Source organism: Jhaorihella thermophila, assembly GCF_900108275.1.
GTDB lineage: Bacteria > Pseudomonadota > Alphaproteobacteria > Rhodobacterales > Rhodobacteraceae > Jhaorihella > Jhaorihella thermophila.
Genome location: NZ_FNVD01000006.1, coordinates 48,832 through 63,203 on the forward strand (window position 1 = coordinate 48,832; position 14,372 = coordinate 63,203).

Genomic DNA, 14,372 nt, shown 5'->3' on the forward strand with positions numbered 1-14,372 from the left:
ACCGAAGCGAGGGGGCTTTGCCCCCTCGCGCTCCCCCAGGATATTTCGGGCAAGAGGAAGCGGTAGGGCGGAGTGGCCTACCAGCCGCGCCGCGCGGCCCAAAGCGTTTCGCTGACGCGGCGGCGCACATCTTCGGGTTCGGCTTCCAGCGCTTGGAGCACCGCGCGCAGTTCGGCGCGCACACCGTGCAGCTGGTCGATCAGCGACAGCATCATCGACAGCGCGTCCTCGTGCAGGTCGAAATCGTCGGCCAGGTCGCAGGCCAGGGCGGCCCGAGCCCGGTCGAGCCGGCGGAACAGGCGGCCCTGCTCCGATTCCATCGGCGCGAGGATGTCGGCCTCGATGAGGGCGCGGAGCCTTTGCCGGGTCAGGCGCGGGATGGCGTCCAGAAGGTCGTCTTCGGTCAGGTAACGGGTCATCAGAACATCCCCTTGCGCGGATCATAGGCGTGGGTCTTGCGCCATTTCTCCATGAAATCGGCCAGGTCGTCATCGACCTTGGGCGGGGAGACAATGTTCAGGATCACCTTCTGGTCGCCGCGCTTGCCGTCACGCGTCTGTACGCCGCGGCCGCGCAGGCGCAGCACCTGGCCGCTGCTGGCGCCCTTGGGGATGGTCAGGTTCACCGTGCCCGAGATCGTGGGCGTCGGCACCTTGCCGCCGAGGATCGCCTCGTCGATGGTGATCGGCAGGGTCAGGATGATGTCATTGCCTTCGCGGGTGAAGAACTTGTGCGGCCGCACGGTCAGCGTCACCAGCGCGTCCCCCGCCGGCCCCTTGCCGATGCCGGGCGCGCCCTTGCCGCGCAGCCGGATGGTCTGGCCGTCGCGGGTGCCTTGGGGGATCTTGACCTCGAGCGTCTGGCCATCCGGCAGCGTGATCCGCTTGGTCGCGCCATAGACCGCGTCCAGAAAGTCGATCTCCATCGTATAGCGCCGGTCCGCGCCGCGGGCGTGGAATTCACGCCCACCACCGCGGCGTTCGAACCCGCCGAAGCCGCCGAAATCGGCGCCTTCTCCGGCGCGGGCGCGCATGAATTCGGCAAAGATGTCGGAGGCGTCGAAGTCGAAATCGCCGCCGTCGGCGGTCGTGTAGCGGTAGGTGCGCCCCGAGCGGTAGGGGTTGCCCGGTTCCTCGGCATATTCGCGGTAGAAGCCGTGCGGCGCGCGCTCCTGCCCCTGTTCGTCGATCTCGCCGCGATCGTAGCGGGCGCGCTGTTCGGGATCCTTGAGCAGGTCATAGGCGGCCGACGCTGCCTTGAATTTGGCCTCGGCTTCGGGGTCGTCGGGATTGAGGTCGGGGTGGCAGGTCTTGGCGATCTTGCGGTAGGCCTTGCGGATCTCCGCATCTGTCGCCGTCTTTTTCACCCCGAGGGCTTCGTATGGATCCATGTGTTCCGGTCCTTGATGACTCACAAGCAGTTGTTACCACTGAATGAAGGATCGGGGGGGCACTTTCGCAACCCCCGGTGGACGCAAAGACCGCGCGACAAATGGTCAGTTCGTTCCGGTGCTTGCCAGCCCCTGCGGGCGACCCACCACCACGAAATGCAGCTTGTCCGGCTTCAGAAGCCGTCGGGCGACGCGGTTGACGTCCTCGAGCGTGACAGCGTTGATCCTGTCGTTGCGGGTCGCGACATAGTCGATCGGCAGGTCATCCAGTTGCATGCCGACAAGGATGCTGGCGATCCGGGAATTGCCGTCGAAGCGCAGCGGGTAGGCCCCCGTCAGGTAGGTCTTGGCGTTCTTCAGCTCTTCTTCGGTCACGCCTTCCGTAGCCATCCGCTGCCATTCGGCGTGGATCACCTTGATCGCCTCGGCAATCCGGTCGTTGGCCGACGCCACCCGCCCCATGTAGAGGGCTGCCAGATCCTTGGGCATGAGGTAGGAATAGACGCCATAGGTCAGGCCGCGCTTTTCGCGCACCTCCTGCATCAGCCGGCTTTCGAAGGATCCGCCACCCAGGATCTGGTTCATGACGTAGGCGGCAAAGAAATCCGGGTCGTGCCGTTCGATCCCCGGCTGGCCGAACAGGGCCACCGATTGCGGCGTGTCGAATTCCACAACGGTCACGCCGCCGTCGATTTTCACGTCCGCCTTGGGCGGCATCGGCGCGCCGGCTTCGGGCAGCTCCGCGAACAGACGGTCCAGAATCCGCCCCAGTTCCTGCGGCGCGATGTCGCCTGCGGCACCCACATACAGCCGGTCACGGGCGAACACGCCGCGATGGGCGGCCACGATGTCATCACGGGTCAGGGCAGCGACGCTTTGTTCGGTCCCCTTGCCGTCGGTGGCATAGGGGTGGTCGCCATAGACCATCGCGGCGAAGGTATTGCCGGCAATCGCGTCCGGGTTCTTGGCGTCGAACCGAATCGAAGAGATCACCTGTGCCCGCACCCGGTCGATCGCGTCCTGATCGAAGCGCGGCCGGTGCAGGGTGGTGCGCAGCAGGTCGATCACGTCATCGCGGTTCTCGGTCAAAAACCGCGCGCTGACCGACACGGCGTCGTCGCTGCTGCCGAACCGGAACGAGGCAGCGAGCGATTCCAGTGCCCTGGCAAAGGCCTGCGCGTCCAGGTCGCCCGCGCCTTCCTCGAGCAGCGCCGTCATCAGATGGACCGAACCGCGCTTGCCCGGCGCGTCCAGCGAGGTGCCGCCCCTGAACCGGATTTCGAGCGCCGTGAAGGGGATAGAGTGATCCTCGACCAGCCAGGCGCGAATACCGCCGGGCGAGGTGACCTCCTGGATCTTGACTTCGGCCAGAGCCGGAAGGACCGCGAAGACCCATGCGGCAAGCGCCGTGACAAAAGCCCTCATTGCGTCACCTCCTCCTTCGTTTTCTGCTCTGCGTCGCGCATCAGCCAGCCGGTGACCGATGCTTCGGGCCGCAGCACCTCGCGCGCGGCGGCCATGATCTGATCGGGCGTGATGGATTGCAGAATGCCGGGCCAGGCCTTCACGTCCGCGATCGTCAGCCCCGAGGTCAGCGCCCGGCCATAGCGGTTGGCGATGCCATCCACGTTGTCCAGCGCGTAGATTTCCGCCGCGCGCAGCTGCAGCTTGATCCGGTCGAGCATTTCCTGATCAACGCCTTCGCGCATGAAGTCGGCCAGCGCGCGGTCCAGAGCGGCTTCGGCCTCTTGCAGGCCGACGCCCTGATGCGGCACGATGACGAAATCAAAGGTCGTGTCGTCCAGCGAAAGCCCGTTGTAGAAGGCCCCGGTATAGACCGCGACCTGTTCCTGAAACTGCAGCCGGTCGGCCAGATAGGACGTGCTGCCGCCCCCCAGGAGCTCGGACAAAAGATAGAGCGCGGCGGCCTTTTCCTGCGCGCCGGGGTCGCGTTCGGGGGCCAGGTAGGAGCGGCTCACATAGGGCTGCGCCACGCGCGGATCCTTGAAGGTCAGCCGCCGCGCGGCGATCTGCGGCGGTTCCTGCGACCGCAGACGTTCCGGCAGGTTCGGGTTGGCCGGGATGACGCCATAGTATTTCTCGGCCAGCGCGCGCACCTGATGCGGATCCACATCGCCCGACACCACCAGGATCGCGTTGTTCGGCGCGTAATGGGTGCGGTAGAAATTCAGCGCGTCTTCGAGGTCCAGCGTCTCCATCTCGTGCTTCCAGCCGATCACCGGAACGCCGTATCGGTGGTTGAGATACTGCACCGCGTTCATCTGTTCATTGAACAGCGCGCGGGGGTTGTTCTCGGTCCGCTGGTTGCGTTCCTCGAGGATCACGTTGCGCTCGGTCACGATGTCGTCTTGGGACAGGCGGAGATTGACCATGCGGTCAGCCTCCATTTTCATCACCAGCTCCAGCCGGTCCGCCGCGATCCGCTGGAAATAGGCGGTGTAATCATACGAGGTGAACGCGTTGTCCTGCCCGCCATTGGCCGCGACCGTTGCCGAGAACTCGCCCGGTGCCATCGTGTCGGTTCCCTTGAACAGCAGGTGTTCCAGGAAATGCGCCACGCCTGACGACCCCACGGGTTCGTCCGCCGAGCCGGCCCGATACCAGACCATCTGCTGCACGACCGGCGCCCGGTGGTCCTCGACCACCACCACCTGCATGCCGTTGTCCAGGGTGAAATCGGTGACCTTGTCGTCGATGCCCTCGGCCGCCACGGGCAGGGCGAGCACGGCCAGTGCCGCGCCCAGCGCGAATTTCCAGATCATCCGTAAACCTCCGATTCTGTCGGGTTCAAACTACGTCGCCCGCCGCGCGGTTCAAGGCGCGGTTGCCGAGATTACGGAAATGTAATCGGCTATCACTGCGTCGCCGGCGGGGACGTCGGCGTCTCGTATCCCCTGCGCCGGAACGCTTCGGTCACCGGGAACGGGTCCAGCGCCTGCTTGCGGTAGGCCTGAGAATAGCGGTCCACCGGGAACAGCTTGATCCGGGTCATGCGTCCCTGCCGGCGGCGAAATTCGGCGTCTTGCCGGGCCAGCGTGTCGCGGATGTTCGGCTCGACCCCGTTGCGGCTGGCCGCGGTGACCAGCGCCCCGTCCGAGGCCGGTATCCCGCCCGAGGCCACCATCGCCTCGGGCCGGCCGCCCAGCGCTGCGATGGCTTCCTGGTCAGGGTGAATGTCGGTCAGGTTCCCGCCGCCCGGCGTGGGTGCCGGCAGAACCTTGTAATCGGGTGGCTGCGTGAGCGGTTTGACCGGCATGATCATGAACTCGTCCGGCCCAGTGCCGGGCGCGCGCAAGTCGCGCAAGCCCTTGTCGGAGCACCCCGCCACGGCGACGGCTCCGGCCAGAACGATCATGCTCAACGGGATCCGCATGGCCCCCAACTCCTGCCTGTTTGTCCGGCTTTTACCCCATTTTCCGCCCAAGGTCACGGGGCGTTTTGCCGTTGCTTGCCCCCGTCCTTTCGCCCGTCGAACAGCACCAGCCCCACCGCGCCGGCAAAGATGAACACGTCCGCGACGTTGAACACGAAAGGGTTGGAAATGCCGCAGCAGGACATGTTCAGAAAATCCAGAACATGCCCATAGAGCAGCCGGTCCAGCACGTTTCCCAGCGCCCCGCCGATCAGCAGCCCGGCGCTGACGCGCATCGTGCCCGACGCGTCGGCCCGCCGCCCGGCCCAGATCGCGACCACCGCGCAAACCAGCAGCGAAAAGCCGATCAGCGCCCAGCGCGCGGCATCGGCGTCGCTGTCCAGAAGGCCGAAATTGATGCCGCGGTTTTCGCCATAGCGAAAGTTCAGAAAGGGCGGGAACACGTCGATCGCCCGGCGCTGATCAAGCCCCATGCCATGCACGACCAGGAATTTCGATCCCTGGTCGATCACGAAGGCCACCACGGCAGTCCAGAAGATCAGGCCGGGCCGCATCGCGTCAGTGCCGGAAATGGCGCATGGCCGTGAACACCATCGCCAGCCCGGCCTCGTCGGCGGCGGCGATCACCTCGTCGTCGCGCATCGACCCGCCCGGCTGGATCACGCAGGTGGCCCCCGCGCCGGCGGCCTCCATCAGCCCGTCGGGGAAGGGGAAGAACGCATCCGACGCCACCGCCGAACCCACCGTCAGCGGCTGGGGCAGGCCCAGCGCCTCGGCCATGCGCTCGGCCTTCTTCGCGGCGATCAGGGCCGAATCGACCCGGCTCATCTGGCCCGCGCCGACGCCGACCGTGGCCTGATCCTTAACGTAAACGATGGCGTTGGACTTGACATGTTTCGCCACTTTCCAGGCGAACAGCAGATCGCGCATCTGCTTCTCGGTCGGGGCCTTCTTCGTCACCACCTTAAGATCATCCAGCCCGACGAACCCGTTGTCCTTGTCCTGCACGAGGAACCCGCCGGCGACCTGCCGGAAGGCCAGCCCGCCGGCGCGCGGATCGGGCAGGCCTTCGGTGGTCAGAAGCCGCAGGTTCTTCTTGGCGGCAAATATCTCCTTCGCCTCTTCCGTGGCGCCCGGCGCGATCACCACCTCGGTGAAGATACCGGTGATCTCGCGCGCGGTATCCGCGTCCAGCGGCTGGTTCAGCGCCACGATGCCGCCGAAGGCGCTGGTCCGGTCGCAGTCGAAGGCAGCCTTGTAGGCCTCGACCAGCGTCTTTCCGCGGGCCACGCCGCTGGGGTTGGCATGCTTGATGATCGCGCAGGCCGGACCTTCGGCGGGGTCGAACTCGGCGACCAGCTCGAACGCGGCGTCGGTGTCGTTGATGTTGTTGTAGCTGAGCTCCTTGCCCTGATGCTGAACGGCGGTGGCCACGCCGGGCCGGTCGGAGCCGTCCACGTAGAAGGCCGCGCGCTGGTGCGGGTTCTCGCCATAGCGCAGGGTCTGCGCCAGCGTCCCGGCGAAGGCGCGGCGGCGCGGGGCTTCGATCTCCAGCGCGCCGGCCATCCAGTTCGACACGGCCGCGTCATAGGCGGCGGTGCGGGCATAGGCCTTCTGCGCCAGCTTGCGGCGGAATTTCGGGCAGGTGGCGCCGCCGTGCTGGTCCATGTCGCCCAGAAGCTTGTCGTAATCCTCGACATCCACGACCACGGTGACGAAGGCGTGGTTCTTTGCCGCCGCGCGGATCATCGCCGGCCCGCCGATGTCGATGTTCTCGATGCATGTCGCCCAGTCCGCGCCCTTGGCCACGGTTTCCTCGAACGGATAGAGGTTCACCACCAACAGGTCGATGGCGCCGATCCCGTGTTCCTCCATCGCGGCGACATGGTCGGCATTGTCGCGCAGCGCCAGGAGCCCCCCATGCACCATCGGGTGCAGGGTCTTGACGCGGCCATCCATCATCTCGGGGAAGCCGGTCACTTCGGAGACGTCCTTGACGGTCAGCCCGGCGTCGCGCAGCGCCCGCGCGGTGCCGCCGGTGGAAAGAAGTTCAACGCCGCGGTCGGCCAGCGCGCGGCCGAGTTCGACAAGGCCGGTCTTGTCGGATACGGAAATCAGCGCGCGGCGCACGGGGATCTGGTCGGTCATCGGTTTCGGAGTCCCTTTGGGTCAGTCGTAAAGCAGCTCGGCATCGTCCCGGTTCAGGTCGCGCACGGCCACGGCGGTATCATGCGCCTTGGCCAGCGTCCACCGGATGCGCGTCACATACTCCATTGCCCGCCCGGATAGAACGATCTGTTTTGTCGCGCGTGGCTTGAGCCGCACTTTCTCCAGGTAAACACTGGGTTCCAGCGACAGTTTCGCCGCGCCGTCAAAGCGGAACACCCAGATTTCTCCGCTTTTCAGCACCATCGACACGGCCGACCCGCCCAGATCCAGTTCCGCGTCCACGTCCGGGTGCAGGTGGAACCGGATGTCATAGCGCAACCCGGCCAGCAGATTCGCGTCCATCGCACGGTCAAAGAGCCGCTTGTCGGCCTCCTCCAGCGCCAGCAGCATGTCCTCTCCCGCCAATTCGCGCCCGTCCTGCGACAGGTCCAGGATGCGCGCATGGGTCAGGCCGAAATGCCGCACATAGCCGTCATGCGCGCCCTCAAAGCGCATGCCGTCCGTCATGTCGGTGATCTCCACCGGCACCCGCGAGGGGCCTTCGATCAGCGCCTCGTGGCCAGTGAACCGTTCGGGCGCGGCCAGCCGGGCCGAGGAATAGCCCTCAAGGCACAGGGTCGAATGCGACGGCGTCGCCCGCCCCGCTCGCCGCCATTCGGGGCCGAAGGAAATTCCAGATCCGCAATTGACGATCAGCGGCCGCCGCCCCGAGGTCAGCTCGAACGCAAGCGTCGAGGCATGCGCGTTGTGCGAGGCCGCGCCCGAAGGCGGCGCGCTGGCATCGATGATGACACTGCTGCGCCGCGCCGAAAGCCGCGCATATCCCATCGACAGTCCGGCGGCCTTCCATTCGCGCACATGGCTGGCCGCCAGCGCGTGATCCAGCCGCCCTTCGAGCCCCCGGCCGCCGCCGTGGAACCGCGCCAGCCCGCCGTCGGCATGGCGCAGGGTGCGCAGCGCGGGCGCGATCCGGGCGATCGCCGCCTCGTGCGCGGGGGCCACGCCGCGCCCCACGTCATGCAGCGCCGCCGCCGCCCAGGTCAGCAGCGTGAACACCTCCAGCAGTTCCTCGGGGTTTCGCGTAGGCAGCCCGCCTTGCGCGTCGATCTGGCGTTCACATTCCTGCGCCAGCGCGCGGATCGCGGGATCGGCCATGTCCTCGCGCCCCTCGAGCGCGAGACCTGCATAGATCAGGCCGGTGAGCGCCTCGAACCTCGGCAGGCCCGGCGCGGCGCCCTGCCAGCGTTTCGAAAGGAACCAGGTCTGCTGCCCCAGCGCGCGGAAAAAGGCGTCGCTTTCGGCGCTTTCCGCCCCGCGCAGCAGAAACAGCGCGTGGTTGATCCAGCGGATCAAGCGCCGCCCGGTCAGGTCCGGGGTCCAGCCCGGACCGGTGCCGCGCCCATGAGATTCGATCCACCCCCACAGCCATTTCTGCGCCGTCTGCCGGGCGACCGGATCACCGACGGCGGCAAGGTCGTCGAGCCAGGCAAACCCCTGTCGCTCGGCCTCGAAGGCGGGGTTGGGCGCGGCCACCTCCCACAGGCCGGTGTCCCTGGCTTCCACCAGATACCCCGCGAACAGAAGGTTCCCGCCAATGAGCTGCCGCCCGCGGGCAAAGCTGCCGATGGTGCGTGGCTCGGGTTGCGAAACAAAGGCCGTGACCGCGCGCTGACGTCGGCTCAGCCGCGCATAGACCCGGTTCAGGAACCGGGTGCGCCGGCGGGCGATCGTTTCGAATGCGGACATGCGCTCGGCCTCTCACGCTCTCTGGCGTTTGTGGCGGATCATAGCCGTCGCTGCCCCCCGAGTCACCGGGGAATGCGGGGTCAGGCGGATTTGCGCAGGCAGGCGATGTAGAACCCGTCCATCCCGCCCAGATCGGGCCAGTAGTCGGGGCGCAGGCGCAACCCGCCCTCTTGCGTGATCCAGTCCGGGTCGATGCCGGGCAGGTCCAGCGCCGCGCGGTCCGCGCGCAGCTCCGGATGGCGGCGCAGCGCCTCTTCCACCTGCACCTCGCCTTCGTCCGGCAGCAGCGAGCAAGTGCAGAACACGACCCGTCCGCCCGGACGCAAAAGGGTCAGCGCGTGGTCCAGCATCCGCGCCTGCAGATCGAACAGCGTCGCGAATTCCGATCCGTCCTTTGCGTGCGGCAGGTCGGGATGGCGGCGGATCGTGCCAGTGGCAGAACAGGGCGCGTCCAGCAGGATCGCGTCATATGCGCCGCGATGGGCCAGCGCGTCGCCCACTTCCAACCGCGCGGTCAGGCCGGTGCGGTCGAGGTTCTCGCGCACCCGCTTCATGCGCGGCTCCGAGATGTCCAGCGCTGTCACATTCGCCCCGGCAGCGGCCAGTTGCAGCGTCTTGCCGCCGGGCGCGGCGCACATGTCCAGAACCGATTCGCCCGGCTTCGGGGCCAGCACCCGCGCGGGGATCGCGGCGGCGGCATCCTGCACCCACCAGTCGCCCGCCGCATAGCCCGGCAGCGCCGACACCTGCCCCGGAGCCTCCAGCCGCAGCGATCCTGTGGGCAGAGCCCGCGCGCCGGGCAGATCGACGACCGCGCCGGGTTTCAGCGTGATGTCCAGCGGCGCGCCCGCGAAATGTGCGGCCTCCATCGCCGCGACGGCGGGCGCCCCCCAGGCCGCAACCAGCGGTGCACGCAGCCATTTCGGCAGGCGCGGCACGCGCAGCTTGCCCCAGCCTTCCGGGCCTTCGGTGGCGATCTTGCGCAGCACCGCGTTGACCAGCCCCTTGAGGTGCCCGTGCCGCCGGTGGCGGCTGACGATTTCGACCATGGAATTGACCACGCCATGCGCGGCCGCGCCGGTGCACAGCTCCACCGTGCCCAGCCGCAGCGCGTTGCGCACCGTCAGCGGCGGACTCTTGCGCAGATTCCGCGCCAGCAGGCGGTCGGCGCGCTCCAGCCCGCGCAGGGTTTCCAGCGCCAGCCGCTGCGCCCGCGCCCGCTCCTGCGCCGGCAGCCGGTCCAGCGCCCCGGCCGACAGACATTCCGACAGCAACCGCCCCTCGCCCAGGATCTGGTCGAGCAGATGGATCGCGCTGCGCCGCGCCGCGGTTGCCGTGTCGGTCATCGTCTCTGGCCCATCGTCTCTGGCCTTGTTGTTTCCCCGTCCCTTGCATGGGTGGGACGAGGGCGTATATCACGGACGCAGCATAAAGGAACCGGTGATGAGCGAGCAAAGCGAAGCCGAACGCCGCAAGACCCTGCCCCCCGCCGCCCAGCGCGCGCTGGCCGAGGCGGACGAACGCCGCAGGCAAGCCGAGAAGAACGCCAGGCCGCTGCCAAAGGAATACGGCGGCCGCGACGGCCTGGAACCCGTGCGCTATGGCGACTGGGAAAAGAAGGGCATCGCCATCGACTTCTGACCGCCCGTTCTGATCGCTGGCGCGGGTGTGATTGACAAACCGGCCCGGAGCCGCCACAGAATCCGTCATGGCGGAGAAATCCGACGATATCCTGTCAAAACTGCCGGCGCGGCTGAAAGAGGCCCGCCGCGCCAAGGGGCTGTCGCTGGAAGCGGTGGCCAACCTCTCGGGCGTGTCGCGGTCGATGGTCAGCCAGATTGAGCGCGGCGAAAGCAGCCCGACCATTGCGACGCTGTGGAACCTGACGCGCGCGTTGCAGGTTGATTTCGCCGGGTTGCTGGAAGGCGACGACACCGCCGACCGGATCGAGGTGGTCCGTGCCGACGACGTGCCCCGGATCGAGAATCGCGGCCAAGGCTGCCGCATCCGCATACTGTCGCCGCCCGAAGAGGCCGGCCATCACGAAGTCTATGACCTGCGCTTCGACCAGGGCGGCGCGCTGGTCAGCCAGCCGCACGCCCGCGGCGCGCGCGAACAGCTCACCGTGCTGGAGGGCGAGATCGAGGTGACTTCGGGCACCGCGACCGACCGGCTGCGCGCCGGGGACACCGCCCGCTATGCCGCCGATGTGGCCCACAGCGTTATGGCGCCTGATGGCCCCGCCCGCGCCTTTCTGATCGTCAAGAACGCCTGAAGTCTGGCCACGCCCGGCATTGGCGAAATTCCACCCGGCGCATCCGATTTGACGGATTTTTTTCCGCCATTCTGAATTTCCCCTATTTCGGAATTTCATCCACTATGGTAGAAGCCGGGCAGCAAGGAGGGTTGCCCATGTCCGAATCGTTTCTGTCCCACATCCGGCAGACGCTGGCCGAGATCGAAGAGGAGGGGATGATGAAGCACGAACGTCTCATCACCTCGCCGCAGGGCCCCGAGATCGACGTGTCCGGGCACCATGTCATCAACCTGTGCGCCAACAACTATCTCGGCCTTGCCGATCATCCCGCGCTGATCGAAGCGGCCAAGGCAGCGATGGAGCCACGCGGGTTCGGCATGGCCAGCGTGCGGTTCATCTGCGGCACGCAGGACATCCACCGCGAGCTGGAGCAGAAGCTGGCGGCGTTTTTGAACAAGGACGACGCGATCCTGTTCGCGGCCTGTTTCGACGCCAATGGCGGGCTGTTCGAGCCGCTTCTGGGTCCCGAGGATGCGGTAATCTCGGATGCGCTGAACCATGCCTCGATCATCGACGGCATCCGGCTCAGCAAGGCGAAACGCTATCGCTATCTCAACAGCGACATGAACGACCTCGAAGCCTGGCTGAAACAGGCGCGCGAGGACGGGGCGCGGCACATCATGATCGCTACGGACGGCGTGTTCAGCATGGACGGCTATCTGGCGAAGCTGCCCGAGATCCGGGCGCTGGCGGACAAATATGACGCGGTGGTGATGGTGGACGACTGCCATGCCACCGGCTTCATGGGGCCCCGCGGGGCGGGCACGCCGGATCATTTCGGCGTGGACGTGGACATCCTGACCGGCACGCTGGGCAAGGCGCTGGGCGGCGCGATCGGCGGCTACATCGCCGGGCCGCAGCCGGTGATCGACCTGCTTCGGCAGCGGGCGCGGCCCTATCTGTTCTCGAACTCGCTGCCGCCGGCCATCGTGGCGGCGGGGATCGAGGCGCTGAAGCTGGTCGAAAACGGCGCCGAACTGCGCGCGCGGCTGTTCGAGAATGCCCGTTACTGGCGGGCGGGGCTGACCGATCTGGGCTTTGACCTGCTGCCGGGGGAACACCCGATCGTGCCTGTGATGCTGGGCGAGGCGCGGCTTGCGCAGGACATGGCGGCGCGGCTGTTCGACGAAGGCGTCTATGTTTCCGGCTTCTTCTATCCGGTTGTGCCGCGCGGGCAGGCGAGGATCCGAACGCAGATGAGCGCGGCGCTCACCCGCGACGAACTGGACCGGGCGCTGGCGGCCTTTGCCAGGGTCGGGCGCGAGATGGGAGTGATCCGATGACGAACGAGATGAAATGTCTGGTGAAGGCCCGCCCGGAAGAGGGGCTGTGGATGGAAACCCGCCCGGTGCCGGAGATCGGGCCGGATGATGTGCTCATCAAGGTGCACAGGACCGGGATCTGCGGAACCGACGTTCACATCTGGAACTGGGACGCCTGGGCGCGGCGGACGGTGCCGGTGGGGCTGATCACCGGGCACGAATTCGCCGGCGAGATCGTCGAGCTGGGCCGCCGGGTGGAGGATCTGAAGATCGGGCAGCGCTGTTCCGGCGAGGGCCATCTGATCGGGCATCATTCGCGCCAGAGCCGGTCCGGCAAGTTTCACCTGGACCCGGAAACCCGCGGCATCGGCGTGAACGAACCGGGCTGTTTCGCGGAATATCTGCGGCTTCCGGCGTTCAACGTGGTGCCGCTGCCGGATTCGATCCCCGACGAGATCGGCGCGATCCTCGATCCGCTGGGCAATGCGGTGCATACGGCGCTGAGCTATGATCTGGTGGGAGAGGACGTTCTGATCACCGGCGCCGGGCCGATCGGTATCATGGCCGCGGCGGTGGCGCAGCACGTGGGCGCGCGGCATGTCGTGATCACGGACGTGAACCCTTACCGGCTGGAGTTGGCCGAACGCGTCACCGAGGTGGTCGCCGTCAACGTCGCCACCACGGATCTTCGTGATGTGATGCGCGATCTGGGCATGAAGGAAGGGTTCGATGTGGGGCTCGAGATGTCGGGCAATGCGGCGGCCTTTGACCAGATGGTGGAGGCGATGGTCATGGGCGGGCGGATCGCCATGCTGGGAATCCCCGAGGGGCGCACGGAAGTGGACTGGAGCCGGATCGTGTTCAAGGCGCTCACGATCAAGGGAGTTTATGGGCGCGAGATCTTCGAGACCTGGTACAAGATGATCGCGATGCTCGAGGACGGGCTGGACATCTCGCGGATCATCACCCACCGTTTTCCGGCGGCGGAGTTCGAGAAGGGGTTCGCGGCGATGAAGTCGGGCAAGAGCGGCAAGGTGGTACTGGACTGGAGCGCGGCCTGAGGGGGCTTTGCCCCCGCCGCGCGGAGCGCGCGGCTCCCCCAGGGTATTTGGGACCAGAAAGAAGCAGGAGGCAGGCATGGCAGCGGGGTCGATCGTCGAAGTGATCGGGCGGACGCCGGCGGTGTGGCTGGACCGGATGGTCGCGGCGCGTGGGCTGGAGGGGCGGATCCTGGCGAAGCTGGACTATCTGAACCCTGGGTTTTCCAAGAAGGACCGCGTCGCGCTGGGGATCATCGAGGCGGCCGAGGCGGCCGGCGTTTTGGCGCAGGGGCAGGTGGTGGTGGAGTTGACCAGCGGCAACATGGGAACCGGGCTGGCCATTGTCTGCGCCGCGAAGGGGTATCCGTTCGTGGCGGTCATGTCGCGGGGCAACTCGCCCGAGCGCGCGCGGATGATGGCTGCGCTGGGGGCCGAGGTGGTGCTGATGGATCAGGCGCCGGGCAGCGTGGTGGGCGAGGTGTCGGGCGAGGATCTTGCGCTGGTCGAGGAGGAGGCGCGGCGGATCACGGAGGAACGTGGCGCCTTCCGGGCCGACCAGTTCCGCCATCCGGGCAATGCGGCGGCGCATTTCCAGACCACCGGGCCGGAGTTGTGGGCTGACAGTGACGGCACGCTGACGGCGTTTGCGGATTTCACCGGGTCGGGCGGCACCTTCGCCGGGACGCTGAAGGCGCTGAAGGCGCGGAACCCGGACCTGCGGGGATATGTGGTCGAGCCCGAAGGCGCGGCGGTTCTGGCCGGAGAGGCGGCGGTTCGACCCGGCCACCCGATCCAGGGCGGCGGCTACGCGATGGCAGATTTGGCGCAGATGGAGGGCGTGCAGGCGGACGGGTTCGTTCAAGTATCCGGCGACGAGGCGCGCGAGACGGCGCGAGCCCTGGCGCGGGAAGAAGGTATCTTTGCCGGGTTTTCCTCGGGTGCCAACGTGGCCGCCGCGCTGCGTCTGCTGGAGGGGCCGGAACGGGGTGGCGTGGTCGCCGTAGTGATCTGCGACAGCGGGTTGAAATACCTCTCCACCGATCTGTGGGCGTGA

At 67.1% G+C, this 14,372-nt stretch carries 14 protein-coding genes; 5 read left to right on the plus strand and 9 right to left on the minus strand.

The features are described from left to right. Positions 1 to 77 precede the first annotated feature (77 nt). The 9 genes from C4S70_RS08745 to C4S70_RS08785 form a co-directional block, all read right to left on the minus strand. Positions 78 to 419 carry a hypothetical protein gene (locus C4S70_RS08745; protein WP_104007740.1) on the minus strand — a complete coding sequence of 114 codons (342 nt, stop codon included), beginning with the start codon at positions 417 to 419 and terminating at the stop codon, positions 78 to 80. Further along, on the minus strand, positions 419 to 1,390 hold the full coding sequence (locus C4S70_RS08750) for a DnaJ C-terminal domain-containing protein (protein WP_104007741.1): 972 nt from the start codon (positions 1,388 to 1,390) through the stop codon (positions 419 to 421). The genes C4S70_RS08745 and C4S70_RS08750 overlap by 1 nt, the downstream gene beginning before the upstream one ends. Positions 1,391 to 1,495: 105 nt before the next feature. Next, complete coding sequence (locus tag C4S70_RS08755) at positions 1,496 to 2,815, minus strand: M16 family metallopeptidase (protein ID WP_104007742.1); 1,320 nt, start codon at positions 2,813 to 2,815, stop codon at positions 1,496 to 1,498. Next, on the minus strand, positions 2,812 to 4,173 hold the full coding sequence (locus C4S70_RS08760) for a M16 family metallopeptidase (protein WP_104007743.1): 1,362 nt from the start codon (positions 4,171 to 4,173) through the stop codon (positions 2,812 to 2,814). The genes C4S70_RS08755 and C4S70_RS08760 overlap by 4 nt, the downstream gene beginning before the upstream one ends. Before the next feature lie 92 nt (positions 4,174 to 4,265). Further along, positions 4,266 to 4,784, minus strand: coding sequence for a DUF3035 domain-containing protein (locus tag C4S70_RS08765; protein WP_104007744.1), 519 nt, complete (start codon positions 4,782 to 4,784; stop codon positions 4,266 to 4,268). 53 nt (positions 4,785 to 4,837) lie between these two features. Further along, positions 4,838 to 5,338 (minus strand): signal peptidase II, encoded by a 501-nt coding sequence (gene lspA, locus C4S70_RS08770; protein WP_104007745.1) that lies wholly within the window; start codon positions 5,336 to 5,338, stop codon positions 4,838 to 4,840. Between the two features lie 4 nt (positions 5,339 to 5,342). Continuing rightward, positions 5,343 to 6,932: a bifunctional phosphoribosylaminoimidazolecarboxamide formyltransferase/IMP cyclohydrolase gene (gene purH / locus C4S70_RS08775; RefSeq protein WP_104007746.1), complete on the minus strand. Its 1,590-nt coding sequence runs from the start codon at positions 6,930 to 6,932 to the stop codon at positions 5,343 to 5,345. A 21-nt stretch (positions 6,933 to 6,953) separates the two neighbouring features. Then, positions 6,954 to 8,699: a heparinase II/III family protein gene (locus C4S70_RS08780; RefSeq protein WP_104007747.1), complete on the minus strand. Its 1,746-nt coding sequence runs from the start codon at positions 8,697 to 8,699 to the stop codon at positions 6,954 to 6,956. A gap of 80 nt (positions 8,700 to 8,779) precedes the next feature. Then, positions 8,780 to 10,045: an RsmB/NOP family class I SAM-dependent RNA methyltransferase gene (locus tag C4S70_RS08785; protein WP_104007748.1), complete on the minus strand. Its 1,266-nt coding sequence runs from the start codon at positions 10,043 to 10,045 to the stop codon at positions 8,780 to 8,782. Positions 10,046 to 10,142: 97 nt separating this feature from the next. On the opposite strand from C4S70_RS08785, the gene C4S70_RS08790 reads away from it, so the two are divergent. The 5 genes from C4S70_RS08790 (at position 10,143) to C4S70_RS08810 (ending at position 14,372) form a co-directional block, all read left to right on the plus strand. After that, positions 10,143 to 10,340: a DUF1674 domain-containing protein gene (locus tag C4S70_RS08790; protein WP_104007889.1), complete on the plus strand. Its 198-nt coding sequence runs from the start codon at positions 10,143 to 10,145 to the stop codon at positions 10,338 to 10,340. Between the two features lie 67 nt (positions 10,341 to 10,407). Beyond that, entirely contained in the window at positions 10,408 to 10,974 is a 567-nt protein-coding gene (locus tag C4S70_RS08795) for a helix-turn-helix domain-containing protein (protein WP_104007749.1), read from the plus strand. Positions 10,975 to 11,111: 137 nt separating this feature from the next. After that, positions 11,112 to 12,299 carry a glycine C-acetyltransferase gene (locus C4S70_RS08800; protein ID WP_104007750.1) on the plus strand — a complete coding sequence of 396 codons (1,188 nt, stop codon included), beginning with the start codon at positions 11,112 to 11,114 and terminating at the stop codon, positions 12,297 to 12,299. An 8-nt stretch (positions 12,300 to 12,307) separates the two neighbouring features. Further along, positions 12,308 to 13,339, plus strand: coding sequence for an L-threonine 3-dehydrogenase (tdh, locus tag C4S70_RS08805; RefSeq protein ID WP_104007890.1), 1,032 nt, complete (start codon positions 12,308 to 12,310; stop codon positions 13,337 to 13,339). A gap of 76 nt (positions 13,340 to 13,415) precedes the next feature. Then, on the plus strand, positions 13,416 to 14,372 hold the full coding sequence (locus C4S70_RS08810) for a PLP-dependent cysteine synthase family protein (RefSeq protein WP_104007751.1): 957 nt from the start codon (positions 13,416 to 13,418) through the stop codon (positions 14,370 to 14,372).